The sequence below is a fragment of the Arthrobacter sp. 05N428_2 genome (assembly GCF_056397065.1).
Map to the genome: position 1 here is coordinate 19,217 of NZ_JBFTMR010000008.1, position 25,070 is coordinate 44,286.

The following is a 25,070-nucleotide window of genomic DNA, read 5'->3' on the forward strand; positions in this document are numbered from 1 at the left end:
TAGTCCTTCAGGCTGATCTGTTCTAGTGTGAAGACGTCCGGGCATACCGGACGGTTTTTGGGGAGCAACGAAGGCGTTCAGGAGCGATCACTATGCCGCAGCAGAAGAAAGTTTTGGCAATTGTCCTCGCAGGTGGGGAGGGTAATCGGCTGATGCCGTTGACGGCTGACCGGGCCAAGCCGGCCGTTCCGTTCGCCGGGAGTTATCGGCTCATTGATTTCGCCCTTTCCAACCTGGTGAATTCCCGGTATCTGCAGATTGTGGTCCTGACGCAGTACAAATCCCACAGCCTCGACCGGCACATTTCCGAAACGTGGCGAATGTCCACGCAGCTCGGCAACTACGTCGCCTCGGTGCCGGCCCAGCAGCGCGTAGGCAAGAGCTGGTTCCTGGGCAGTGCCAACGCCATCTACCAGTCTTTGAACCTGATCCACGACGCCAACCCCGACATCGTCGTCGTCGTTGGCGCGGACCACGTTTACCGCATGGATTTCGCGCAGATGGTCGCGCAGCACGTCGCCAGCGGCGCCAAGGCCACCGTCGCCGCGGTGCGCCAGCCGCTGAACATGGCCGACCAGTTCGGTGTGATCGAGGTGGACCAGGACGACCCGCAGAAGATCGCAGCGTTCGTCGAGAAGCCGTCCTCCACCCCGGGCCTCGCCGCCGACCCCACCCAGTTCCTGGCCTCCATGGGCAACTACGTGTTCGACGCCGACGCGCTCGTTGCGGCGCTGCACGTCGACGCGGAGCGGCTCGATACCAAGCACGATATGGGCGGCGACATCATCCCGTACTTCGTCGACCAGGGCGAAGCCGGGGTCTACGACTTCACGCTCAACGAGATCCCCGGTTCGACCGAACGCGACCGCACCTACTGGCGCGACGTCGGGACGATCGACTCGTTCTATGACGCCCACATGGACCTCATCTCCCCCGTGCCGGTCTTCAACCTGTACAACTCGGAGTGGCCCATCTATACCCGGCAGAGCATCTCACCGCCGGCCAAGTTCGTCCGGGGCAAGCACAACACCGTCGGCTCGGCGCTGGACTCGATCGTGGCGAACGGAACCGTGATTTCCGGCGGCATCGTGGAGGGTTCCGTGCTCTCCAACGACGTCTACGTGAGCACGTCCAGCCGGGTGCTCGACTCCGTGCTGATGGACAACGTCTATGTCGGCGAAGGCGCCGTCGTCAAGCGCTCGATCATCGACAAGAACGTCCGAATCCCCGCCCACGCCGCGATCGGCCTGGACCCCGAACTGGACCGCGCCCGCGGTTTCAAGGTCACCGACTCGGGCATCACGGTCCTTTCCAAGGGCCAGGAGGTGCCCGAACCCGGCGACGCGGAACGGGCCCTCTCGGCAGCCAATCTCATCCTGGTTCCGGATGCGGTGAGGGCCGCCACGGAAAAGTGGGCCGCCCTGCGCGAGTCCGTGGACAAGGTCGCCGAAGTGCAAGCCGCCGCCGTCGGCGTCGAACCGTCCGGAAAGCCTTCCACGAAGGCGTACTGAGACGGCCCGGGCGCCGGGTAAGCCGCCCGGCTTCCCCGGCGCCCGGGGACAGCGGGGTCCGGGCGTCCGCCCGCGGCCCGTCCGGGCTGTAAAATTGTGCCAATGAGCACCCCCGATCTGCCCCCCGCTGAGTTGACCCCCGCGGAAATCGCCGCCTGCCTCAAGGTGCTGGACAGCATTCATGTCTACGACGAGGAACACCCGGACTACCTGGCGATCCGGCGCGCGACCGGCAAGATGTTCAAGGCGGTCAAGCGCCACCGGCGAGTCACCAAACGGGACCTGATCGCCGAGGCGGACCGCGCCGTGATCGCGCAGACCGCCACCGCCGCGCCGGACCGGATCGACGACGAGACGCGCGGCAACAAGCTGGCGCCCTCGGCCACCGGCGAGGTCGCCGGGCATCTGATCAAGTCGCGGCCGTGCTACATCTGCAAGCAGCACTACACCCAGGTTGATGCCTTCTACCACCAGCTCTGCCCCGAATGCGCTCTCTTCAGCCACAGCAAGCGGGACGCGCGGACGGACCTGAGCGGCCGACGCGCGCTGCTGACCGGCGGACGGGCCAAGATCGGCATGTACATTGCGCTCCGGCTGCTCCGCGACGGCGCCCACACCACAATCACCACGCGTTTCCCGAAGGACGCCGCCCGGCGCTTCGCCGCGATGGAGGACAGCGCCGACTGGCTGCACCGGCTGCGGATCGTGGGCATCGACCTGCGCGATCCGTCACAGGTGATGGCCCTGACGGATTCCCTCGACGCCGCCGGGCCGCTGGACATCATCATCAACAACGCCGCCCAGACGGTCCGGCGCTCAGGCAACGCCTACCAGCCGCTGGTCGACGCCGAAGCCGAGCCGCTGCCCGCGGAACTCCAGCCAGCCAACGGCGGCCCCGAACTGGTCACCTTCGGCCACGCCCATGACAAGCACCCGCTGGCGCTGGCCAGCTCGGTCCTGGACCATCCGGTGCTGGCGGGCGACGCCATCACCTCGTTGGCCCTGTCCACCGGCTCCGCGTCGCCGGAGCGGATCGCCGCCGGCACCGCGATCGACGCCGGCGGCCTGGTCCCGGACCTCGCCAGCATCAACAGCTGGACGCAGGTGGTGGACGAGGTCGATCCGCTCGAGATGCTCGAAGTCCAGCTCTGCAACGTCACCGCACCGTTCCTGCTGGTGAGCCGGCTGCGGGCGGCGATGAAGCGCTCCACGGCCCGGCGCAAGTACATCGTCAACGTCAGTGCCATGGAGGGCCAGTTCTCGCGCGCCTACAAGGGACCCGGGCACCCGCACACGAACATGGCCAAGGCCGCGCTGAACATGATGACCCGCACCAGCGCCAAGGAAATGCTCGAGTCGGACGGCATCCTGATGACCGCCGTCGACACCGGCTGGATCACCGACGAAAGGCCGCACTACACGAAGGTCCGGCTGATGGAGGAGGGCTTCCACGCCCCGTTGGACCTCGTGGACGGCGCGGCCCGGGTCTACGACCCGATCGTCATGGGCGAGGGCGGCGAGGACCAGTACGGGGTCTTCCTGAAGGACTACAAGCCCAGCCCCTGGTGAGGATCGCACTGGCCTCCGCTGCCCCTAGCAGAGCTTCCGCGGCGCTGCCACGGGCCTTATGGCCCTAATGAGGGCCCGCGCGCTGTCCGTAACGTGGAGCTGTGAATACGACGACGACGCCCCCGCCGAATTTCCAGCTGTCCATGGACCAGTGCTGGGTACTGCTCGACAGCGAGGTGGTGGGGCGGATCGCCATGATCGTGGACGGCCATCCGGAGGTCTTCCCGGTGAACTTTGTCCTGCAGCGCCGTTCAATCGTGTTCCGCACGGCCGGCGGCACAAAACTCTGGGGCGCCATTACCGCCAAGCCCGTGGCGTTCGAAATCGACGGCTATGACAAGCATGAGCAGTCGGCGTGGAGCGTCGTCGCCCGCGGCGACGCCGAACTCATCGAGGACCAGGCCGACAAGGACGCTGTTGACGAGTTGCTCCTGGAACCGTGGCAGCCGGGCGAGAAGAACTATTACGTGCGGCTGGCCCCGAAGGCCCTCACCGGGCGCCGTTTCAAGGTCAACAACCCCGATGTCTGGCACACCAGGCTCGCCGACCCGCGGCGCGCCTCCTTCGAATAGCCCCGACTTCGAATAGCCCGGACCGGTCCGGGGCAGCCCCGTTAGCGCCGTTCCGGCGCGTGCACCACCAGGACCGGGCAGTGTGCGTGGGCCACCAGGGCGGAGCTTACCGAGCCCAGCAACAAGCCGCCAAAACCGCCATGACCGCGCCGGCCCAGCACCAGCATGTCAGCGCTGCGGCTCTGATCGATCAGGGTCCTGCGCGGATTCCCCTGCATCAGGCGGGTTTCCAGGCTGGCCGGCGGGTTTTCGCCGAAAGCCTTCACGACGGTTTCCTGCAGGATCTCTCCCGCGCGGACGTCGAAGTCATCGATGCCCATGGCAACGTAGCCGTCGTAGACCGGCGGGAATTCCCAGCAGGCCAAGGCCACGACCTTGGCTGCCAGCGGGGCGGCCAGCGTCCCGGCCTGCCGCAGGGCCTCCACCGAAGCATCCGATCCGTCGACCCCGACCAGGATGGTCCGGGTGCCTGTAGCCTCGCTCATGACCGGTCCTTTCGTCGTGCCCCCAGGGCAATTCTCACCCTTCCGGCCGGCGGGGCGCCGTGCTAGGGCCGAAAGTCACGGCGCGGCCCGGCCGGCCCGGTTCCGTAGGCCCAATGACCCTTGCGACGGGACGTTCCCCAGGCCAAGAATTGCTGGGCGGGACAAAGAAATCTGCCGTCCCCGTCCCCATTGGGAGCGTCTGGGCACCACAATGGTTAGCACGACTGCAATGCGTTCCAGCGACCTACAACAGCGGGAGAAACATGATTGCCTGGGCAGATGCCGGCGTTACCGCGGCCGAAGGCCACCCGGCGGTTGTCCGAGTGTTCATCCTCGACGACCATGAGCTCGTCCGCCGCGGCCTGCAGGAACTCCTCGAGGGCGAGGGCTTCCTGGTGGTGGGCAGCTCGGGCTCAGCCGTGGAGGCGACGCGGCGGATTCCGGCACTGCATCCGGATGTCTGCGTCCTGGATGCCCGACTGCCCGATGGCACCGGTATTGAGGTCTGCCGGGACGTGCGTTCCGTGGATCCGTCCCTGAACTGCATCATCCTCACCAGCTTCGACGACGACCAGGCCCTGCGCGGCGCTGTCCTCGCCGGCGCCTCCGGCTACATCCTGAAGGAGATCGGCGGCACTGACTTGATCGGTGCCCTGCGGCGGGCCGCGGCAGGCGAATCCCTTTTCGAGGACGGTGTCGCCGCGAGTGTCGTTGAGAGCATGGTGGAAACCCAAGAGGTCGATCCGCGGACCGCGGCCCTGACCCCGCAGGAGCGCAGGGTGCTGGAGCTGGTCGGCGGCGGCCTCACCAACCGGCAGATCGCCGCCGAGATGTTCCTGGCCGAAAAGACGGTAAAGAACTACGTCTCGTCGCTGCTCGCCAAGCTGGGCTTCGAACGGCGCACCCAGGCAGCGGTCTTCATTGCCAGCCCGGCCGGCCAAGGGGCCCCGACCGCCGGCGCGGCGTCGGACGGCGGACGGCAGCACAGCCCGCGCTGACGCCCGCTAGAGCGGGACGGACCATTCCACACTGGTTCCGGCATCCTGCTCGGACGTGATGGTGCACTCGCCGTCGAGCATCCGGGCCCGGTCCTCCAGATTGGCGAGACCGTTGCGTTCCTGGGTGGCGTTGAAGCCGGAGCCGTTGTCCGTGATGACCACCGTGACCCGGCCCTTGATGACGGCCACGGAGACCGAGATGGCGTCGGCACCGGAATGCCGGATCGCGTTGCTCAGTCCTTCGGAGACCACGGCCACGACGTTGTCCGCCTTGTCCGGCGTGACGGCGTCTATCGGGCCGGTCAGCGTAAGCCGGGGGGTGAACGGAATGGACTTGGCCGAACTCCGCGCCACCCGGCGGATCCTGCCGCTGAGCAGTTCGGTTTCGCCGCTGCCGCTCCTGAGCGAGTAGATCGTGTCCCGCAGGCTGCGAATCGCCTCGTCCAACTCGCCCGTGATGTTGCTGATCCGTTCTGTCGCGAGCTCATCCTTGGTGTACCGGGTCAGGCTCTGGACGCTCAGCCCTGCCGCGAAGAGCCTCTGGATGACAAGGTCGTGCAGGTCCCGGGCGATCCGGTCCCGGTCCGTGAACACGAGCAGCTCCTCGCGGAGCCGGTGAACGCGGGCCAGCTCCAGGGCGAGGGCCACATGCGAGCCGAAGACGGCGCCCATCTCGATGTCGGTACGGGCGTAGCGCAGCGCATCCGGGTGGCGGGCGAGCAGCAACAGGCCATGGTGGGCGCCCTGCGTACTCAAAGCAACGACCAGGAGCTGGCCCATGGCGCTGCAGTGCCCCTCGAAGACCGCTGCCGAATCGTTGAGCACAACCGGCTCCCCGCCGACGAGCACGTCCTGCAGTTCGGGCGAGTCGAGGGCAAGCGAGATGCCGGCGAAGTCCTTGCCGCGCTCCCCCGCCGCGCCCGCCACGAGGTAGCCGGGCCCGGCCACCGCAGGTGCCACGATCAGGGCAAGCCGGGACTCGGACTCCTGGAGTGCCCTGGCGGCGATGGGGTCCAGGCCGCCGGCGGTGTAGTCCCGGTCGCTGCCGAGCATCAGGCCTGACACATCCATGCAGGCTTCGAGCCAGCGGGCGCGCCGTCGGGAGTCGTCGTACAGTTTGGCGTTTTCGATCGCGACGCCGGCAGCGGCGGCCAGTGCGACCGCGAGGCTCTCGTCCGCGTCGCTGAAGTCCCCGCCGTCGTCCTTCTCCGTCAGGTAAAGATTGCCAAAGACGGTGTCTCGGACCCGGATCGGCACGCCGAGGAAGGACTGCATGGGCGGGTGGTGCTCGGGAAATCCGTAGGCTTCCGGATGTTTGCGCAGGTCGTGCAGGCGTAGCGGCCGCGGGTCCCTGATCAGCAGGCCGAGCACGCCGTGGCCGACGGGGTGCGGGCCGATCCGGTCGGCGAGTTCGCCCTCGATTCCGATGCTGATGAAATGGCTCAGGGCATGGTCGTCGCCGATCACACCGAGGGCTCCGTAGCGGGCATGCAGCAGGCGGCAGGCGGACTGGACGACACGTTCGAGCACGGCATCCAGGCTCAGGTCTTCGGCGATGGCCACGACGGCTTCGAGCAGGCCGGCCATGCGTTCCTGGGACTGCAGCAATTCACCGGCGCGGGACACAAAGTCTTTGAGCAGGTCTTCGATCCGGGGGCTGCCTGACGTGGCAAGGTCCGGACTGTTACCAGCTGAGTTCATGTTCAATGTCCCCAATGTCGACGACGTACATCCGCGCCGATGACGTGCTGCCAGAATACCCCCATCGGTGCCGATAGCACCTGAATTCCCGCGGCATTATTACGTCGCCGGGACGTTATGCCCTAGCCCCGGCGGCGTCGCCTGACGTAGGCTCGGCGCCATGAGCACCGATCCGAAATCCGCCGCCAACCAGCCGCATGACGTTGAGAACCTGGACAACCACGAGTGCTGGAGGCTCCTGCGCAGCGTCACCGTCGGCCGCATGGCCGTGTGGGTGGACGACCACCCGGACATTTTCCCGATCAACTACAAGGTGGACCACGGAACCCTCGTGTTCCGCACGGCGGAGGGCACGAAGCTGCAGGCCGCCACGGGCGACACCCCGGTGGCCGTCGAGGCGGACGGCGTCGATTCGGACACCGGCATTGCCTGGAGTGTGGTCATCAAGGGCCAGGCCGCGGCGGTGAAAAACCAGGAAGAGGTCCTGGACACGGTGGGGCTGTTGCTGTTCCCGTGGCAGGCCGGCAAGAAGGAACACTTCGTCCGGATCACGCCGGACTCCGTGACCGGCCGCCGGTTCAAGATCGTTCCGCCGCTGACCTGGTGGACGCCGCTGGACGACGCCACCCGTTCCGGTCTCGAATAAGCCACAGGAACCGCCCTCCCGGTGCCTGTTCTGCGCGCTAGGAACAGCCACCCCCTGACACGGCCTCGGGGGCCGGCGGACTGATCAGGCCAGCCGGGTGATTTCCACGGTCACTGACAGCGTCGATCCGCCGCCGCCGGACAGGATCCCCTTCAGCGGCGGCACGTCACGATAGTCCCGGCCGCGCGCCACGGTGACATGGAAGTCGCCGGCAGGCTTGTGGTTCGTCGGGTCCCAGCTGCGCCATTCGCCGTCCCACCATTCCAGCCAGGCGTGCGACTGTCCGGCGACCGTCTCGCCAAGGTCTGCCGTCGAGCGCGGGTGCAGGTAGCCGGACACGTACCGGGCCGGGATTCCGCAGCTGCGCAGGGCCCCGATGGCGAGGTGGGCGAGGTCCTGGCAGACGCCCTGGCGCTGGTTCCAAGCTTCCTCGGCGTTGGTGGTCACGGCGGTGGAGCCCTTCATGTAGCTCATCTCCCCGCGCATCCATTCGAAGACGGCCAGCGCCGCCTCGTGCGGGTTTAGCCCCTCGACGACGCCGGGCACGATCCCCAGCACCTCGGCGCCGGGGCCGGTCAGCTGCGACTGCGGGATCCAGTCGCTGAACTGGTTGAGAGTGCCCGGCGCGGACAGCACATCCCAACCGACGATGTCCGCTTCCGCCGCGATCCGCTCCACGCGGTGCACCTCCACAGTGGTGGTGGACAGGACCTCAAGGTGTTCATGCGGCATCTGCATGTCGAAGGCCGTCACGCGGGTACCCCAGTAGTCGCGGTAGCTGCTGATCGCTGCCTGCGCGGGCGAGACCTTCATCGAGGACTCCAGCACCACCTGCTGCGGATCCGTCAGCGGCGTCATCCGGGCCTCGTTGTAGGAAAGGGTCACGCGGCCGTTGTACTTGTACGCGGTCTTGTGGGTGATACTGAGCCGGGTCATGAAACTTCTCCCACCCAGGCCAGTTCGTCCGCCTGATTGAAGTACTTACGGGAAATGGCGTCCGACGCCTGCGATACGGCCTTCTGCACGCGTTCCATGTGCTCCGGCAGTTCGGACATCAGGTCGTCGGTGCGGTGGAATTCGAGGAAGGTGCGGGCCTGCCCGACGATCCGGCGGGCGTCGTTGATGAAGCCCACGCGCTGGGCCGACGGGTCCAGCTTGGCCAGGCATTCGTCGGCGTCGCGCAGGGCATAGACGATGGACCGTGGGAAGAGCCGGTCCAGCAGCAGGAACTCCGCGGCGTGCTGGTCGCCGAACGCTGCGCGGCGGGTCCGCAGGAACGACTCGTACGCGCCGGCGCACCGGAGCATATTCACCCAGGACATCCCGGCCGAGAGTACATCCCGGGTGGAGAGCATACGCGCCGTCATATCGGCCCGCTCCAGCGACCGTCCCAGGACCAGGAACAGCCAGCTTTCGTCGTGGCTGACAGTGGTGTCCGCGAGGCCGCTGACCATGGCGGTGCGCTCCAGCACCCAGGTGCAGAAACGGTAAGTGCCCACCACGTCCTTGCGGTGCTGGTTCAGGCCGTAGTAGGTGGTGTTCAGGCTCTCCCAGAGGCCCGAGGACACGGTTTCCCTGGCCCGCCGGGCGTTCTCACGCGCGGCGCCGAGGGAACCGGCGATCGAGGTGGCGCTGTGCTTGTCGTACGCCAGGGCGTGCAGCAGCTCGTCCAGGCCGAAGTCCTCGGACTGCGGCCGGGCGCCCATGACGGCGAGGAGTTCCCGTGCGACGCTGCGCTGCTCTTCCATTGGCAGGTGGTTCAGCCGCTCGAGGTGGACGTCCAGGATCCTGGCGGTCCCGTCGGCCCGCTCCACATAGCGGCCGATCCAAAACAGTGACTCGGCAATTCGGCTAAGCATTCGCGGCTACCTCCTGCGCCTCGGAAATCTGCTGCTGTTGCTGTTCCTTCTGGCTGTCGCGCCAATTGCTCTCCACCGGCCACACGGACACCCGTTCGCGGACCGTGACGGCCGCCCGCGGGACGGCTTCGACCGGGACCTGCGGGGAGTCGGCCAGCACCCAGGTGTCCTTGGAGCCGCCGCCCTGGCTGGAGTTCACGATCAGTGAGCCTTCCTTGAGCGCCACCCGGGTGAGGCCGCCGGGCAGGACCCAGACGTCATCGCCGTCGTTCACGGCGAAGGGCCGCAGGTCCACGTGCCGCGGGCCGAACTTGTCGCCGCTGAGCGTGGGCACGGTGGAGAGCTGCAGCACCGGCTGCGCGATCCAGCCGCGCGGGTCCGCGATGATGCGCTGCCGCAGGGCCTCCAGTTCGTCCCTGGACGCGTCCGGGCCGATTACGAGGCCCTTGCCGCCGGAACCGTCCACCGGCTTGACCACCAGTTCGTCGAGCCGGTCCAGGACCTCTTCCCGGGCTTCATTTTCCTCGAGCCGGAAGGTGTCCACGTTGGCGATGACGGGTTCTTCATTAAGGTAGTAGCGGATCAAGTCGGGCACGTAGCTGTACACCAGCTTGTCATCCGCGACGCCGTTGCCCACGGCATTGGCGATCGTGACGCCGCCGGCGCGGGCGGCGTTGACCAGTCCGGGGCAGCCGAGCATGGAGTCGGAGCGGAACTGCAGCGGGTCCAGGAATTCGTCGTCGATCCGCTTGTAGATCACGTCCACGCGCTGCTCGCCGGCGGTGGTGCGCATGTACACCCGGTTGCCGCGGCAGATCAGGTCGCGGCCCTCGACCAGTTCCACGCCCATCAGGCCGGCCAGCAGCGTGTGCTCGAAGTAGGCGCTGTTGAACACGCCCGGGGTCAGGACCACCACGGTGGGATCGTCCACGCCGGACGGTGCCGTCTTGCGCAGCGCGGACAGCAGCCGGCGGGGGTACTCCTCCACCGGGCGGATCAGCTGCTGGCCGAAGGCCTCCGGCAGGCCCTTGGCCATCGCGCGGCGGTTCTCCAGGACGTAGCTCACGCCGGAGGGCACGCGTACGTTGTCCTCCAAGACACGGAACGTTCCGGCCGCGTCGCGGACGACGTCGATGCCGGAGACGTGGACCCGCACGCCGCCCGCAGGTTCAAAGCCGTGGACCTGGCGGTGGAAATGCGCGCTCGTGGTGACGAGCTGCCGCGGGATGACGCCGTCCGAGACGACTGCCATCTTGCCGTAGACGTCATTGAGGAAGGCTTCGAGGGCCCGCACTCGTTGGGCCACACCGCGTTCCAGGACCGTCCACTCGTCGGCCGGGATGACCCGAGGCACGATGTCCAGCGGGAACGGCCGCTCCTCTCCCGCGTAATCGAAGGTGACACCACGGTCCAGGAAGGTCCGGGCCATCGAGTCGGCGCGGGCCGTGACGTCGGCCAGCGAGAGTTCCTGGAGCGCCCCGGCGACCTGCCGGTAGGAGCGCCGGGTCTGCTGGCCCGGGGCGAACATTTCGTCATAGGCACCGCTGCGCCCGGCGGCCGCTGAGTAATCCTGAAAAAGGTCAGACATGCCCTCTAGCCAACCACCTTTTCGGGGCGAACTCATAACGCCGCCGTCCGCGGGGCGGGTTGCAGCTCACGCCGGGCGGCGCCCCCTGCCGCCGATTCCCGGTCTGCCCCGCGCGCCCGGTCTCGCGCATCAGCGGTTCGCTCGGTGTTTCGCTGCGGTCTTTGGCAGGCCGGTACGGCAAGGTTGAAGGCGTGCCTCCTTCAAGCTCCGCTTCCCCTCAGCAACACGGCCGGCTGCGCCCGCTGTTGCCGGGCCTGCTCGCCTGCGCCGCCGCGGTCGGGACCGCCCTCGCCGTGCACGCGGTACTCCCCGCGCTGCCGGCCATGACGGTGGCGGTCCTGCTCGGGCTGCTGGCCGCCAACCTGCCCGGCGTGTCCGGCTGGAGTGCAGGTGTCGGCCGGCCCGGGCTGGACTTCGCCGGCAAGCACCTGATGCGCAGCGGAATTGTGGTGCTGGGGCTCAAGGTCAGCGTGGTCGACGTGCTGGGCCTGGGCTGGCCCGCCCTGCTCCTGATCACAGGGGTGGTGTTGGCGTCCTTCGCGGGGACCTATGGCATCGGCCGGCTGTTCCGGCTGCCGCCGCCTGTTTCCCTGCTGATTGCCACCGGATTTTCCATCTGCGGCGCCTCGGCAATCGGCGCGATGGCCGCGGTGCGACGCATCCGGCAGCAGGACACCGTGCTTCCGATCGCCCTGGTCACGCTCTGTGGCACGCTCGCGATCGGGGTCCTGCCGCTCCTGATAGGCCCGTTGGGGCTGGGCCCGGAGGCCTTCGGTGCATGGGCCGGCGCTTCGGTGCACGACGTCGGGCAGGTGGTCGCCACCGCCCAGACCGCGGGCGCCTCGGCGCTCGCCGTCGCCGTCATCGTCAAGCTGACCCGTGTGCTCCTGCTCGCGCCGATGGTCGCAGCAGCGGGCATTCACCACCGGATCGGGTCCGACTTCGGCGGCCGGTTTCCGCCGGTCGTGCCGCTGTTCGTCCTGGGGTTCATCGCCATGGTGGCGCTGAGGTCGGTTGGATGGCTGCCGCCCGGGGCGCTCGGTGCGGCCGCCGTGCTGCAGGACCTGCTGCTGGGCATGGCCCTGTTCGGCCTCGGCTCGGCCGTCCGGGTGGGGCATCTGCTGCGGACGGGGACGCGCGCGCTGCTGGCCGCCCTGTCCGCCTGGCTGCTGATCGCTGCGCTGGGACTGGCCGCCGCCGTCGTCCTCATCCCCGGCCGCTGACCCAGCGGGCGACCAGAGGCCGCTGACCCAGCGGGCGAACCGGGGCGGCGGTGCCCGTGATTAGATAGCGGAGTGTCCAATCAGAACCTGCGCCGTGACGAAGCGGCAGCCCGCTCAGCCCTGATCACCACCCACAGCTACGACGTGTCCCTTGACGTCCGGCAGGCGGCCGATCCCGACGTCGCCGGCTACACCAGCCGCAGCATTATCAACTTCGCCGCCCTCGAACCTGGCGCCTCCACCTTCCTGGACTTCATCGGCGGCACGGTGCACAGCGTTATCCTCAACGGAGAGAGCCTGCCCGTGGCGGACGTCGTGGACGGATCCCGGATCCGCCTCGACCGGCTGCAGGCCGAGAACCAGGTGACGGTCACCGGCACGGCCCTGTACAGCACCTCCGGCGAGGGAATGCACCGCTTCTTCGACCCCGCCGACGGCCAGTGCTACCTCTATACCCAGTACGAGCCGGCCGACGCGCGCCGTGTCTTTGCAAACTTCGAACAGCCCGACCTGAAGGCCGAGTTCACTTTCCACGTGACGGCTCCGTCCCCCTGGCAGGTGTCCTCGAACGGCGTCGAGGCCTTCCGCACCCCGCTGACCAGCGACCCCGCGACGAGCCGCTGGGATTTTGCCCCCACCAAGCCGATGTCCACGTACATCACCACCGTACTGGCCGGCCCCTACTTCAAGGCCGAGGACACCTGGCACGGGATCCTGGCGGACGGCACGGCGGTGGAAGTGCCGCTGGCCCTCTACTGCCGTGCCTCGATGGCCCCGTCGTTCGACGCGGCGGAACTGTTCCGGCTGACCCGGAACGGCCTGGACTTCTTCAATGGGCTCTTCGACTATCCGTACCCCTGGGGCAAATACGAGCAGGCGTTCGTACCCGAGTACAACCTCGGCGCCATGGAGAACCCGGGCCTCGTCACGTTCACGGAGAGCTACGTCTTCACCTCCCGCGCCGCCGACTCGCAGTACCAGGCGCGCGCCAACACCCTCCTGCACGAGATGGCGCACATGTGGTTCGGTGACCTGGTCACCATGCAGTGGTGGAATGATCTGTGGCTCAAGGAGTCCTTTGCGGACTATATGGGTACCCTCGGCGTGGACCGGACCACGGACTGGGACACCGCTTGGGTGAACTTCGCCAACAACCGCAAGGCCTGGGCTTACGTCCAGGACCAGCTCCCCACGACGCACCCGATCGTCGCCGACATCCCCGACCTCGAGGCCGCCAAACAGAATTTCGACGGCATCACCTACGCCAAGGGCGCCTCCGTGCTCAAACAACTGGTCGCCTACGTTGGTTTCGAGGACTTCATCGCCGGTTCGCGCCGGTACTTCCGCGACCACGCGTACGGCAACACCACCCTCGAGGACCTGCTGCGGGCGCTCAGCGCCGCGTCCGGGCGCGACCTCGGCTCCTGGGCCAGGCAGTGGCTGCAGACCTCCGGCATTTCAACGCTCACCGCCGAAATCCAAGAGCACGACGGCGTCCTCGGCTCGGTGTCGCTGATCCAGCACGCCGAGGACCCGACCACCGGCCGGCAGGAACCGCGGCCGCACCGGTTGCGGATCGGCCTGTACAACCCCGACGCCGCCGGCAACCTGGTCCGTACCGACAGCGTCGAAACCGACGTCGACGGCGAACGCACGGTGGTCGGCCAGCTGGCCGGCAAGGCCCGGCCCGCGTTGCTGCTGGTCAACGACGACGACCTCAGCTACGCCAAGGTCCGGCTGGACCCGCACTCGGAAGCCACCGTGCGGAGCTCCCTGGGCACGCTCAGCGATCCGATGGCCCGGGCCTTGTGCTGGACCGCGTTGTGGGATTCGGCCCGGGACGCTGTCACCCCCGCGTCCCGATATGTCGAGGCGGTGCAGCGCTTTGGTCCCGCCGAACCGGGCATCGGTGTACTGCTAACCGTCCTTGGCAACGCCGGAACCGCGATCGAGCGCTATCTCCCGGCAAGCAGCCGGAACGCTGTGCGCAGCGCGTTCCTCGCCACGGCCGCCACGGAACTGCGGGAGGCAGCTCCCGGCTCCGACCACCAGCTGGCCTGGGTCCGCACCGTCGCCGGCACAAGCCGGTTCGACGCCGGACAGCTTGCCCTGCTCAGGGGACTCCTGGACGGCAGTACGGTGCTTCCGGGTCTTTCCGTTGACGCGGAGCTCCGTTGGAACCTCTGGCATGCCCTCGCAGCCCACGGGCAGGCGGACCAGGCCGGGCTGGATGCCGAACTGGCCCGCGACAACACCGCCTCCGGCAAGTCCGGGCACGCTACGGCCCTCGCGGCGCGGCCGGACCCGGGGGTCAAGGATGCCGCCTGGGACGCCGCCGTACACGGCACGTCGTTGTCCAACCAGCTGCTCAGTGCGACCATCGCGGGCTTCAACACGGCCCCGGCCGCCCTGCTGGCCGGCTACGTGGAACCCTACTTCGAATGCCTCGAGCGGGTCTGGTCGGACCGCAGCATCGAGATCGCGAGCCGGATCGTCCGAGGGCTCTACCCCGCGGGCCAGGACCTGGACGCCCCGGGCAGCAGTCCCGCGGAGCACCCGGTGATCGCCCGGTCGGACAGGTGGCTGGCCGAACATCCGGACGCGCCGCGGGCGCTCCGCCGGATCATCATTGAACAACGCAGCCACCTGCTGCGGGCCCTTACTGCACAGGCGCGGACGGCGTAACCGGGTGATGTAGGGATCACGGGACCCGGTGCAGCCACTCCATGGTGCCGAACTTGTTCTCCACCCGCAGCCGGGCGGCGTCGAGTTCGGCGTCGGTGAGTTCCGACGGCGTCGCGCCGTACCGTTCGGTGAAGACCTCCATCATGGCGGCGACGATCTCGGCGCGGGCCAGCCCGGTCTGCCGGCGCAACGGGTCGACGCGCTTCTTGGCGCTGGTGGTGCCCTTATCGGAGAGCTTTTCCTTGCCGATCCGCAGCACCTCCACCATCTTGTCGGCGTCGATGTCGTAGCTCATCGTGACGTGGTGCAACATTCCGCCGTTGGCGAGGCGTTTCTGCGCGGCGCCGCCGATCTTGCCCTGGTCGGTGGCGATGTCATTGAGCGGAACGTAGAACGCACTGATGCCCACCTTCTGGAGCGCCGCCATGACCCAGGCGTCCAGGAACGCGTAGGAGTCGGCGAAGCTGATGCCGTCCACGAGCGTCTGCGGCAGGTAGAGCGAGTAGGTGATGCAGTTGCCCGCCTCCATAAACATCGCTCCCCCGCCGCTGATCCGCCGGACCACGCTGATGCCGTGCCGCCTGGCGCCCTCGGGGTGGATTTCATTGCGGACGGACTGGAAACTGCCGATGACCACCGAGGGCTCTTCCCAGTCCCAGAAACGCAGCGTGGGGTTGCGCCGCCCGGCGCCGACTTCTTCGGTGAGGACCTCGTCCAGCGCGACGTTGACATGCGTGGGCAGCACGGAGGGGCCGATGAGGTTCCAGCGGTGGTCGCCCCAGCCGGTGGCCTTGGCCAACGCCCGGCGGACGGTGATGGCGACCGCCTCGGCGGAGAAGCCGAACAGCACGGCGTCGGCGGGAAGGGCGGCACTCACGGCCGCGGCGAGGTCGGCGGCACCGGCGTCCGCGGGCATGCCGGTGAGGCTGTGGTTGATCTCCAGGAGCGCTTCGTCAGGTTCTAGGAAGAAGTCCCCGCTGATCGAAACGCGACTGAGGGCGCCGTCGGCGACTTCGAGATCGGCCACCACCAACTTGCCGCCGGGAACCTTGTACTCGCCGTGACGGCGTCCGCCGTCATCATCGGCAGGGGGCAGGGCTGTGGGCCCGGGTGAGGACGCGGAAAAAGGGACTGAAGTCATAGTCCCAATCCTGCCCCTTTTCCTGGCTAGAACCGAAGCGGCTCCTACCCTGACGCCGGCGACGGCAGGTGGCCGGGACGCGGAAAGCCCGCACCGTCACCGGTGCGGGCTTTCCTAAAGACCTTGCGGGGCAGAAGGTTACTTCTTGCCGCCGAAGCCCTTGAAGCGAGCGTTGAAGCGCTCGACGCGGCCTGCGGAGTCCATGATGCGCTGCTTGCCCGTGTAGAACGGGTGGGACTCGGAGGAGATTTCGACGTCGATGACCGGGTAGGTGTTTCCGTCTTCCCACTCGATGGTCTTCGAGGAAGACACGGTGGACTTGGTCAGGAACTTGACTCCGGAAGCCAGGTCGTTGAAAACAACAGCTTCGTACTTCGGGTGGATATCAGACTGCATAATTGGACCTTTGTTCGCACAACTGGATTTTGCCAGCTGCCAGGTATGAGTGGGAGTGGCTGCCCGGCGCCCGAAGGCGCAGCACGGCCAGCTACCAATAATAGCCCAGATCCGGCCGCCCTACGAACCGTCCCACGGGACCTAGCGGAGCCTTAGCCCCGGGGCCGCAGTTCCCAGAACGCAACGGCGGACGCTGCCGCGACGTTGAGCGAATCGACGCCCGCTCGCATCGGGATCTTCACGGCGAGGTCGACGGCGGCCAAGGTTGCGTCGCTCATCCCGGCGCCTTCGGTGCCGAGCACCAGGGCCAGCCGCTCCGGGTTCCGGGCTGCCAGCGCGTCGACGTCGACGGCGTCGGCGGTCAACTCCATCGCCGCCACAAGGAAGCCCTGTTCCTTCAGCACATCCACCGCCGCCGGCCATTCCTCGAGCCTGGCCCACGGGACCTGGAAGACGGTGCCCATGCTCACCCGGACGCTGCGCCGGTAGAGCGGGTCGCCGCAGCGCGGGGACACGAGCACGGCGTCGAGGCCCAGGGCGGCCGCCGAGCGGAAGATCGCGCCAACATTGGTGTGATCCACGATGTCCTCCAGGACGGCGACCCGGCGAGCCCCGGCGAGCAGTTCTGGCAACGGAACGGGAGCCGGACGGTGCATGGCGGCCATGGCGCCGCGGTGCAGGTGAAAACCGGTGATGTCCTCCAGCAGCGCCGCCGAACCGATGAAGGCCGGCACGTCCGGGTACTGCTCAAAGACATCAGCCAGGTCGGCGAGCCATTTTTCCGCGAGGAAGAAGGAACGCGGCCGGTGCCCGGCGGCGAGGGCGCGGCGCAAGACCCGCGAGGACTCCGCGATGTACATGCCCTCGGCGGGTTCGCGGAGCTTGCGCAGGTGCACGTCGGTGAGTTGCGTGTAGTCGGCCACCCGCGGGTCGTCGGCGGATTCGAGGTAGTGGAAGCTCACGGGCGGTCAATTCACCAGCTTGGCGATCATGAAGCCCAGTGCCACGGTGCCGAGGACGAATATCACGCCGCGCAACACCGGCGGCGAGAGGCGTCGCCCCACCTTGGAACCGACCAGGCCGCCGATTAGCGAACTGACGGCGATCAGACCGACGGCGGTCCAGCTGATCCGGTCAAAGGCGAACAGCAGGTAGGACGCGGCGGCGACAATGTTCACGCCGAGGACCAGGATATTCTTCATGGCGTTGGCGTTCTGGATGGTGCCGGCCATGAACACCCCCAGGATGCCGACCAGCAGGATCCCCTGTGCCGCCACGAAGTAGCCGCCGTAGACCCCGGCGAGGAACACCAGCACCACCAGCAGGACCCCGTGCCGCTTGTCCCGGATGGCGTGCTCCGGGTTCTCTTCGCGGTTCTGCACCCAGCGCTGCAGCCTGGGCTGGAACACCACCATCAGCAGGGCGACCACAATCAGTGCCGGTGCCGCGTACTGGAAGACCACTTCCGGCAGGTGCAGGAGCAGGTACGCGCCGGTGATGCCACCCAGCAGCGAGGCGGGCAGCAAGCGCAGGAGCTGGCTCCGGCGACCGGCCAGCTCCTTCCGGTAGCCCCAGGCGCCCGCGGCGTTCCCGGCCACGAGGCCCATGGCATTGCTGATCGAGGCGGTGACGGGGACGAAACCCAGCGCGATCAGCACCGGGAAAGTCACCAGCGTGCCAGACCCCACCACGCTGTTGATGGTGCCGGCCCAGAGTCCGGCGAAGAAAATGAAGACGCTGCTGAGGACCTCCACGCGCTGTCAGCGGCCCCTTCAGCGGCGGGCGGTCGCGGTGTAGCGGCCGCCGGAGACGCTGACGTCCAGGTCCACGCCGAAAGTTTCACTGAGGTTCTCCGCGGTGAGCACCTCGGCGAGCGGGCCGGCGGCGACCACAGCGCCGTCGCGGAGCAGCAGGGCATGCGTGAAGCCCGGCGGGACCTCTTCGAGGTGGTGGGTGACCAGCACAATCGCGGGCGCCGCTTCGTCGCGGGCCAGTTCGCTGAGCCGGTGGACCAGGTCTTCACGGCCGCCAAGGTCGAGGCCCGCGGCGGGCTCGTCCAGGAGCAGGAGTTCCGGGTCCGTCATGAGCGCACGGGCGATCTGCACGCGTTTGCGTTCGCCTTCGGAGAGCGAGGCGAAGGGGCGGTTGAGCAGCGGGCCCATCCCCCACTCGTTGAGCAACGCGAAAGCACGCCGTTCGTCGTCCTTTTCGTAGCCCTCCCGCCACCGGCCGGTCACGCCGTAGGCGGCGGTCACCACCACGTTGAGGACCTTCTCCTGCTCAGGAATCTGGTTGGCCAACGCGGCCGAGGAGAGTCCGATCCGCGGCCGGAGTTCGAAGACGTCAACAGCGCCGAGGATCTCTTCGAGGATTCCGGCCATGCCGCTGGTGGGGTGGAGACGGGCAGCAGCGACCTGCAGCAGAGTGGTTTTACCGGCGCCGTTGGGGCCCAGAATCACCCAACGCTCGCCCTCCTTGACCTGCCAGTCGACCTTGTCCAGGAGCTTTTTTGCCCCACGTACAACGCTGACGGCGGCCATTTCAAGAACATCACTCATAGGAGTAGACACTAGGACAAAAAAGCGGACGACTGATAACCGGGCGGACCGGCCGCATGCGGCGCCCGGCGGCGGCGTCACCGGGGCGAAACGAATTCAGGGCGGCGCTGGCCTGCTCGCTAGGATTGGGGCCATGAGTTCGAACGTGACCGCGGTCAGCTACGGCGTAAATCTGTCTCTTCCCGAGGTGCAGCTGCTGCGCCGGTCGCTGGCCGGAGCGGGCCTGGAAATCGGCGCCGAAAGCACGGCCGGCGACAACCGCTACTCGGTTTTCTCGGCCGACTGCACCCTGCCGCAGACCGTCACGGCGGTTGGGCTCGCCGGACTCCGACGGAGCATCGCCGCAGCCGGCGTCGTCGGCGTTGACACCGCCATTGTTCCGGCTGCCCTGCGGCGGGCCGGCAGGAAGTTCCTGATCATGGATGTGGACTCCACCCTGATCCAGCAGGAAGTCATCGAGCTGCTGGCCGCCTATGCGGGCAAGCGCGAGGAAGTGACTGCCGTGACGGAGGCGGCCATGCGCGGCGAGCTCGACTTCGCGCAGAGCTTGCACGCCCGGGTGGCAGTGCTCGCCGGGCTGTCGGCCGACGTCGTCGATTCCGTCTGCGCGGAGGTGACCCTCAGCGACGGCGCCGCCGAGCTGGTGGCGGCCTTCAAGGCGGCCGGGCACGCCGTTGCCGTCGTGTCGGGTGGGTTCAACCAGATCCTGCGCCCGATTGCGGAGGGCCTCGGGCTGGACTACTGGATTGCCAACGAACTCGAAATTGTCGACGGCGCACTGACCGGCAAGGTGCTCGGCGACGTGGTCGACCGCGCCGCCAAGGAGAAATACCTGCGCGAGTGGGCGGCCGCCGAGGGGATCCCGATGGAGCACACCATCGCCGTGGGCGACGGCGCCAATGACCTAGACATGCTGGGTGCCGCCGGCCTCGGGGTGGCTTTCAACGCGAAACCGGCGGTCCGGGAGGCGGCCGACGCCGTTGTGAACATGCCCTACCTGGACGCCGTCCGGTACCTCGCCGGCGTCTAAGGCGTTAACCGGGGAGATGGCACGTCGCGGCAATGTCCGCGATAAACATTGCCGCGACGTGCCACCTCGGACGGCCCGGGGCCTGCGCTGACTGCGGGTGTCGCGCAGCTAGGGGCCGCGGGCTGCGCTGCTAGTTTGAGCCGGTTTCGGCAGCCTTGTCGAGGTAGTCGGCGCCGCCGACGTACTCGGTGTGCCCGGTTTCGACGTCGGCCGTAGCCATCTTGGCGACCTCCGCACCGAACTCCTTGACCGAGTAGAGCTTCCCGGCTTCGGCACGGCGGGCTTCGATGGCGCCCGGGTTGGAACGGTCCAGCAGCGTGGCGGTGACGGTGCCTTCGATCATGTCGCCGGAGACGACCACCAGCGAGATGCCCTTGTCGGCCAGGGCAGGCACGAGTTCGCGGAGCGCGTCTTCGCCGGCGCGCTTGCTGCGGGCCACCGGCTCGTACTCGGGCATGGTGGGGACGGTGTCAATGAAGTGGGCCTGGTGGCTGGTTACGAAGACCACCCGGGAGCCCTCGGGCATCAGCGGCACGGCGGCGTTGAGCATGTTCACCTGGGCGTCGCGGTTGAGCTTGAGCGCGTAGCCCTCTTCCATGCCGGATTCCATGCCGCCGGAGGCGTTGAGGACCAGCAGGTCGAGCGAGCCGAAGTTTTCCATCGCAGCGCTGGCGAGAGCCTGGACGCCTTCTTGCGTAGTCAGGTCCGCGCCCACGGCCGCGGCACGTCCGCCGGCAGCTACGATCTCGGCGACCACTTTGTTGGCGCGCGGTGCTTTCTGGCGGTAATTCACGACGACGGCGGCGCCCTCGGCGGCGAGGAATTTGGCGACCTCGGCGCCGATGCCCCTCGATGAACCGGTCACGATTGCGGTCTTGTTGTCCAGCAGTCCCATTCGAGCTCCTTTGTTCCAAACATCCAAATACTGTGGGTCCGCTGTCCATCATGCCAGCGCTTTGCAGCATTTCAGTTGTCCGGGATCCACAAAGAAGCTCAGCATGCCTAGTTCGGGGCGGATGCGCGGATGGAGGTCCGGGGTGACCTCGGCGCACGTCCGGGCAGGCTCGGCAACGTCGGGAACGTCGGGACATGCCCTCCGGGACACCCCGCCACTGGACATAGTGCCAGCATGCCCGGTGTCCGTGGCCAGCACTGGACATGTCCCCCGTGGTCCGCGGCGAAGACTGGACATGCCCTCCGGGCCACCCCGACCACCCCGACCAGAACCGGACATGGTCCCCGTTAGTAGCCGGGTCCGACAAGCGTGGGGACATGACCTCCGGGCCACCCCCTCACTGGACATAGTGCCAGTATGCCCACTGTCCGCGGCCAGGACTGGGCATGCTCCCGGTGTCCGTGGCCAGCACTGGACATGTCCCGAGGGGACCGCACCGAAGACTGGGCATGCTCCCGGGGGCCGGGTCAAAACTGGGCATGTCCCCCCGCGGCCGCGGCGCGGAGGCGAAACCCCCGGGTCAGCCCCGGTCGACCCTGATCTTCTTGGACGCTTCGCCCGTGGTTGCGACCGGTGCCGGTGCGCGGACCTCGAGGACGCCGTCCTTGTAGCTGGCGGTGATGTCTTCTTCCTTCGCGCCGGGCGGCAGGGCGATGCTGCGCACGAAAGAGCCGTAGCGGAATTCCGAGCGGTAGCCGGTCTTGCTCTTGTGCTCGGACTTCTCCTCGCGTTCGGCCTTGATATGCAGCATGCCGTCGCTGACCGATACGTCGACGTCCCGCTCAGGGTCGATGCCAGGGACTTCCGCCCGTACCACCAGGGTGCTTCCGTCCTGGAACTGCTCGACTTTGATGGTCGACCCCATCGTCAGGTCGCCATCAAGGAAGCGTCGAACAGGCTCCAACATGTCCGATGGCGCCCACTTGCTCAGATCAGCCATGATTCTTCCTCCTGGGTCCACGCCCTGCCTTTGCGCGGCCAAGGGCTGTCACTCCATTACACGCCCGCGGCAGCCGCACGCCAAGGGCCAAAGGCCCGGCACCGCCGCCGGTCCGTCTCCCCTACGCTGACGACGGCGGCGTCCGCCTGCCGCCGTCGTCTGTGTAGTCCTCGGACCTAGTGGCCCATCCCGAGGCCGCCGTCGACCGGGATCACCGCGCCGGAGATGTAGGCAGCCTCGTCGCTGGCGATCCAGCGGACGACGTCGGCCACCTCGGACGCTTCGGCGAAGCGGCCCGCCGGGACCTTCGACAGGTAGTCCTTCTGCGTGGCCTCCGGAAGTTCGGCGGTCATGTCCGTGTTGATGAAGCCCGGGGCCACCACGTTCGCCGTGATGCCCCGCGCCCCGAGTTCCCGGGTGAGCGAACGGGCAATGCCGACCAGGCCCGCCTTGGATGCCGAGTAGTTGATCTGCCCCGGGGCGCCGTACAGGCCGGAGACCGACGAAATCAGCACCACGCGTCCCTTACGCGCCCGAATCATGCCCTTGGAGGCGCGCTTGATGACGCGGAAGGCACCGGTGAGATTCGTGTCGATCACCGAGGTGAAATCATCCTCGCTCATCCGCATCAGGAGCGTGTCCTTGGTGATGCCGGCGTTGGCGACGAGAACCTCCACGGGGCCATGCGCCGCCTCGACCTCGGTAAACGCCGCGTCCACGGAGGCCTCGTCGGTGACGTCGGCCTTGACGCCGAGGATACCCTCCGGAAGCGTGGTCTCGCTGCGGTAGGTCACTGCCACCTTGTCGCCGTTGGCTAGGAACGACTCGGCGATGGCGAGGCCTATGCCCCGGTTGCCGCCGGTGATGAGGACGCTGCGGCCGCTGGAGGTTGCTTCAGTCATGGTGGACTCCGGAATTCTGCGGCTCAGTGGCGCCGCGCTGGGGCTGGATTTTCCTGCCTCCGATCTTAGCGTCCGACGGCGTGCGCCTGCCCCGCGTCTTCCCGCAGCGCCTGCCCGCCGCGGTCACCCCGGCTGCCCGGCCGTTTGGGTGCCTCCGTCGATGGTGAGATAATTCGAGGAAGCCAATGGAGCGTGATTCGACAGCCGTGAGAAACAAGAACCGATCCGGAGAGCGGACGGCCGGGGAGTACTCCGGCGACACCGAGGTCCACAGCATCACTGACGCCGCGACTGCGCACTCGGAAGAGATGCGCCAGCGGATGATCAAGTACGCCGTGGCCATGGGCATCCGCATGGTCTGCCTTATCCTCGTGTTCGTGGTGGACGGCTGGTTCAAGATCCTGCCCGTGATCGGCGCCGTCTTCCTGCCCTGGTTCGCGGTGGTGATCGCGAACGGCAGCGACCACGCCGAAGTCCACAGCGAATCGCTGATCGACTACGTCCCGCTCGATGAGCTCGACGCGCCCCGCTCCGAGGGCCCCACTGCTGAGGGACCGCTGGGTCAGGGGCCGCTCGGTGGGCGCCCGCCGGGGGCCGATGATGCCCCGACCACCCTCCTGCAGGGTGAACTGATTGACGACGACGAGGACCAGGGACAGGCTGCTTCATGAACATTTTTGACTTGGCCGGCCCCGCGGCCGAGCCTGCCACCGCGATGTGCTCCCGGAAGGCGTGCCGCGCCGACGCCGAGTGGCAACTGCTGTGGAACAACCCCAAAATCCACTCTCCGGAGCGCCGCAAGATCTGGCTGGCCTGCCGGGAGCACCGTGCCTGGCTGGAGGACTACCTCCAGACCCGCGGGCTGTGGAAGAACACCGTTCCCCTGGCCGATGCGGACGCCATCCAGAACACCGCAGAGTCGGGCATCGTCCCGGGCAAGGCCAGCTGAATGTACCGTTTCCTCTTCTCCAGCAAGTGGCTGGGGTATCTGCTGTTGGCCGCCATTTTCGCAACCGCTTGCGTGTTACTGGGCCGCTGGCAAATGGACCGCCGGGCCGAGACCCTCGCCGAGATCAACCGTGTCGTCTCCAACTATTCAGCCACCCCAATTCCGTTCGCAGAGGTTCGGAACGAGTTCGTCAACCTCGACGCCGACCGGGAATGGACGCAGGTGCAACTGCGCGGCAGCTACGACGCCGCAGGCCAACGGATCGTCCGCAACCGTCCGCTCAACGGCCAGCCCGGCTACGAAGTGGTGGTCCCCTTCAAACTGGACTCCGGCGACACGGTCGTCATCGACCGTGGCTGGCTCCCGATCGGCAACAACACTCCCGGCAGGCCGGACGCTATTCCGGCCCCACCGAAGGGGCCTGTGACGGTGGTGGCCCGGCTCAAGCCTTCCGAGCCGGAACTGCAGCGCGGCGCACCCGACGGGCAGCTCGCCTCCATCGACCTGCCCGCGTACGCCGCCGAACTCGGATATCCCGTGCTCACCGGCGCTTATGGCCAGCTGGCCTCCGAGACCCCGCCGATGACGGATATGCCCGTCGCCTTCCCGATGCCTTCAACCGACGAGGGGACGCACCTGTCCTACTCCCTGCAGTGGTTTGCCTTCGGCGTGCTGATGTTTATCGGCTTCGGCTACGCCGCGCGGCAGCAGGCCCGTAACGCGGCGATTGATGCCGAGGACGCCGCAGAGCGGGCCGCAGAGGGCGAATATCTGCACGCCAGCAACCCAATGCCCCGGCGTCGTCAGGCGCCCCGCAAGCGGAAGAATGCCACGGCAGAGGAAGAAGAAGACGCAATTCTCGACGCCCAGGGACTTTGAGGAAGCCTCGGATGGACAACGACGCTGTCGCCAGCGTCCGGCGCGCCCTGCTCGCGGCAGGTGCGGCGGACACCGTGGCGGTGTTCGGTTCCGCGGTTCCGACGGCGGCAGCGGCGGCCGCTGCGCTGGGCTGCGAGATCGCCGCGATCACCAACAGCCTCGTCTTCGACCTCGACGGCGCTCCGCTGCTGATCCTTGCCAGCGGCGCAGCCCGGGTCGACGTAGGCAAAGTGGCCGACCGGCTGGGCTCCGGAAAGATCCGGCGCGCCTCCCCCGAATTCGTTCTCCATCACACGGGCCAGCGAGTAGGCGGAGTCGCCCCGCTCGGGCATCCGCAGCCAATCAGGACCCTGCTGGACACCTCCTTGGCAGCCCACCCAGTCCTCTGGGCCGGCGCCGGAGACCACAACTCAATGTTCTCGATCACCTACCAAGAACTCCAACGCATCACGAACGCGGAGGAGATGACCGTCCGCTAGCGAA

Annotated in this window: 25 protein-coding genes; 12 read left to right on the top strand and 13 right to left on the bottom strand. The window is 67.6% G+C overall.

The window, feature by feature from the left end; genetic code table 11:
• Positions 1-92 precede the first annotated feature (92 nt).
• The 3 genes from glgC to AC1DGI_RS10660 all read left to right on the top strand — a co-directional run bounded on the left by glgC (position 93) and on the right by AC1DGI_RS10660 (position 3,652).
• Entirely contained in the window at positions 93-1,511 is a 1,419-nt protein-coding gene (glgC, locus tag AC1DGI_RS10650) for a glucose-1-phosphate adenylyltransferase (protein ID WP_476898775.1), read from the top strand.
• A gap of 102 nt (positions 1,512-1,613) precedes the next feature.
• Positions 1,614-3,080 (top strand): SDR family NAD(P)-dependent oxidoreductase, encoded by a 1,467-nt coding sequence (locus tag AC1DGI_RS10655; protein WP_476898776.1) that lies wholly within the window; start codon positions 1,614-1,616, stop codon positions 3,078-3,080.
• 143 nt (positions 3,081-3,223) lie between these two features.
• Entirely contained in the window at positions 3,224-3,652 is a 429-nt protein-coding gene (locus AC1DGI_RS10660) for a pyridoxamine 5'-phosphate oxidase family protein (RefSeq protein ID WP_476898906.1), read from the top strand.
• 41 nt (positions 3,653-3,693) lie between these two features.
• Here the strand turns inward: AC1DGI_RS10660 and AC1DGI_RS10665 are convergent, their stop codons facing one another.
• Positions 3,694-4,137 (bottom strand): universal stress protein, encoded by a 444-nt coding sequence (locus AC1DGI_RS10665; RefSeq protein WP_476898777.1) that lies wholly within the window; start codon positions 4,135-4,137, stop codon positions 3,694-3,696.
• 263 nt (positions 4,138-4,400) lie between these two features.
• On the opposite strand from AC1DGI_RS10665, the gene AC1DGI_RS10670 reads away from it, so the two are divergent.
• Positions 4,401-5,135 carry a response regulator gene (locus tag AC1DGI_RS10670; RefSeq protein WP_476898778.1) on the top strand — a complete coding sequence of 245 codons (735 nt, stop codon included), beginning with the start codon at positions 4,401-4,403 and terminating at the stop codon, positions 5,133-5,135.
• A gap of 6 nt (positions 5,136-5,141) precedes the next feature.
• Here the strand turns inward: AC1DGI_RS10670 and AC1DGI_RS10675 are convergent, their stop codons facing one another.
• Positions 5,142-6,836, bottom strand: coding sequence for a GAF domain-containing sensor histidine kinase (locus tag AC1DGI_RS10675; protein ID WP_476898779.1), 1,695 nt, complete (start codon positions 6,834-6,836; stop codon positions 5,142-5,144).
• A 160-nt stretch (positions 6,837-6,996) separates the two neighbouring features.
• On the opposite strand from AC1DGI_RS10675, the gene AC1DGI_RS10680 reads away from it, so the two are divergent.
• Positions 6,997-7,482: a pyridoxamine 5'-phosphate oxidase family protein gene (locus AC1DGI_RS10680; RefSeq protein WP_441401951.1), complete on the top strand. Its 486-nt coding sequence runs from the start codon at positions 6,997-6,999 to the stop codon at positions 7,480-7,482.
• A gap of 84 nt (positions 7,483-7,566) precedes the next feature.
• On the opposite strand, the gene AC1DGI_RS10685 is transcribed toward AC1DGI_RS10680, so the two are convergent.
• Genes AC1DGI_RS10685 through AC1DGI_RS10695 form a run of 3 tightly spaced genes read right to left on the bottom strand, consistent with a single transcriptional unit; the run spans position 7,567 to position 10,929 of the window.
• A complete protein-coding gene (locus tag AC1DGI_RS10685; protein ID WP_476898780.1) occupies positions 7,567-8,418 on the bottom strand; it encodes a transglutaminase family protein in 852 nt (283 codons plus the stop codon).
• A complete protein-coding gene (locus AC1DGI_RS10690; RefSeq protein WP_441401953.1) occupies positions 8,415-9,341 on the bottom strand; it encodes an alpha-E domain-containing protein in 927 nt (308 codons plus the stop codon). Before AC1DGI_RS10690 ends, AC1DGI_RS10685 begins: the two co-directional genes overlap by 4 nt.
• Entirely contained in the window at positions 9,334-10,929 is a 1,596-nt protein-coding gene (locus tag AC1DGI_RS10695) for a circularly permuted type 2 ATP-grasp protein (RefSeq protein ID WP_476898781.1), read from the bottom strand. Before AC1DGI_RS10695 ends, AC1DGI_RS10690 begins: the two co-directional genes overlap by 8 nt.
• Positions 10,930-11,120: 191 nt before the next feature.
• Here AC1DGI_RS10695 and AC1DGI_RS10700 point away from each other — a divergent pair, with 191 nt between their 5' ends.
• Both AC1DGI_RS10700 and pepN read left to right on the top strand, forming a co-directional pair.
• Entirely contained in the window at positions 11,121-12,152 is a 1,032-nt protein-coding gene (locus AC1DGI_RS10700) for a YeiH family protein (RefSeq protein WP_476898782.1), read from the top strand.
• A gap of 72 nt (positions 12,153-12,224) precedes the next feature.
• Entirely contained in the window at positions 12,225-14,837 is a 2,613-nt protein-coding gene (gene pepN / locus AC1DGI_RS10705; RefSeq protein WP_476898783.1) for an aminopeptidase N, read from the top strand.
• A gap of 16 nt (positions 14,838-14,853) precedes the next feature.
• Here pepN and AC1DGI_RS10710 read toward each other — a convergent pair whose 3' ends face one another.
• From AC1DGI_RS10710 to AC1DGI_RS10730, 5 genes are all read right to left on the bottom strand, one after another.
• The gene (locus tag AC1DGI_RS10710) at positions 14,854-15,978 is read right to left on the bottom strand and encodes a lipoate--protein ligase family protein (RefSeq protein ID WP_476898784.1); all 1,125 of its coding nucleotides are present in this window, start codon (positions 15,976-15,978) and stop codon (positions 14,854-14,856) included.
• Positions 15,979-16,116: 138 nt separating this feature from the next.
• A complete protein-coding gene (locus tag AC1DGI_RS10715) occupies positions 16,117-16,374 on the bottom strand; it encodes a type B 50S ribosomal protein L31 (protein ID WP_056739465.1) in 258 nt (85 codons plus the stop codon).
• A gap of 152 nt (positions 16,375-16,526) precedes the next feature.
• A complete protein-coding gene (locus AC1DGI_RS10720; RefSeq protein WP_476898785.1) occupies positions 16,527-17,336 on the bottom strand; it encodes a TrmH family RNA methyltransferase in 810 nt (269 codons plus the stop codon).
• 6 nt (positions 17,337-17,342) lie between these two features.
• Entirely contained in the window at positions 17,343-18,128 is a 786-nt protein-coding gene (locus AC1DGI_RS10725) for a sulfite exporter TauE/SafE family protein (protein ID WP_476898786.1), read from the bottom strand.
• 18 nt (positions 18,129-18,146) lie between these two features.
• Entirely contained in the window at positions 18,147-18,932 is a 786-nt protein-coding gene (locus AC1DGI_RS10730) for an ABC transporter ATP-binding protein (protein ID WP_441403728.1), read from the bottom strand.
• A gap of 133 nt (positions 18,933-19,065) precedes the next feature.
• On the opposite strand from AC1DGI_RS10730, the gene serB reads away from it, so the two are divergent.
• Complete coding sequence (gene serB, locus AC1DGI_RS10735) at positions 19,066-19,962, top strand: phosphoserine phosphatase SerB (RefSeq protein ID WP_441402913.1); 897 nt, start codon at positions 19,066-19,068, stop codon at positions 19,960-19,962.
• Between the two features lie 130 nt (positions 19,963-20,092).
• Here the strand turns inward: serB and AC1DGI_RS10740 are convergent, their stop codons facing one another.
• The 3 genes from AC1DGI_RS10740 to AC1DGI_RS10750 all read right to left on the bottom strand — a co-directional run bounded on the left by AC1DGI_RS10740 (position 20,093) and on the right by AC1DGI_RS10750 (position 22,759).
• On the bottom strand, positions 20,093-20,857 hold the full coding sequence (locus tag AC1DGI_RS10740; RefSeq protein WP_476898787.1) for an SDR family oxidoreductase: 765 nt from the start codon (positions 20,855-20,857) through the stop codon (positions 20,093-20,095).
• A 580-nt stretch (positions 20,858-21,437) separates the two neighbouring features.
• Positions 21,438-21,857: an Hsp20/alpha crystallin family protein gene (locus tag AC1DGI_RS10745; RefSeq protein ID WP_441402911.1), complete on the bottom strand. Its 420-nt coding sequence runs from the start codon at positions 21,855-21,857 to the stop codon at positions 21,438-21,440.
• 176 nt (positions 21,858-22,033) lie between these two features.
• On the bottom strand, positions 22,034-22,759 hold the full coding sequence (locus AC1DGI_RS10750) for a beta-ketoacyl-ACP reductase (RefSeq protein WP_476898788.1): 726 nt from the start codon (positions 22,757-22,759) through the stop codon (positions 22,034-22,036).
• A 185-nt stretch (positions 22,760-22,944) separates the two neighbouring features.
• Here AC1DGI_RS10750 and AC1DGI_RS10755 point away from each other — a divergent pair, with 185 nt between their 5' ends.
• Genes AC1DGI_RS10755 through AC1DGI_RS10770 form a run of 4 tightly spaced genes read left to right on the top strand, consistent with a single transcriptional unit; the run spans position 22,945 to position 25,066 of the window.
• The gene (locus tag AC1DGI_RS10755; protein ID WP_476898789.1) at positions 22,945-23,430 is read left to right on the top strand and encodes a DUF3099 domain-containing protein; all 486 of its coding nucleotides are present in this window, start codon (positions 22,945-22,947) and stop codon (positions 23,428-23,430) included.
• On the top strand, positions 23,427-23,708 hold the full coding sequence (locus AC1DGI_RS10760) for a hypothetical protein (protein WP_476898790.1): 282 nt from the start codon (positions 23,427-23,429) through the stop codon (positions 23,706-23,708). Before AC1DGI_RS10755 ends, AC1DGI_RS10760 begins: the two co-directional genes overlap by 4 nt.
• Positions 23,709-24,587 carry an SURF1 family cytochrome oxidase biogenesis protein gene (locus AC1DGI_RS10765; RefSeq protein ID WP_476898791.1) on the top strand — a complete coding sequence of 293 codons (879 nt, stop codon included), beginning with the start codon at positions 23,709-23,711 and terminating at the stop codon, positions 24,585-24,587.
• Between the two features lie 11 nt (positions 24,588-24,598).
• Positions 24,599-25,066 (top strand): YbaK/EbsC family protein, encoded by a 468-nt coding sequence (locus AC1DGI_RS10770; RefSeq protein WP_476898792.1) that lies wholly within the window; start codon positions 24,599-24,601, stop codon positions 25,064-25,066.
• Positions 25,067-25,070: the final 4 nt, after the last annotated feature.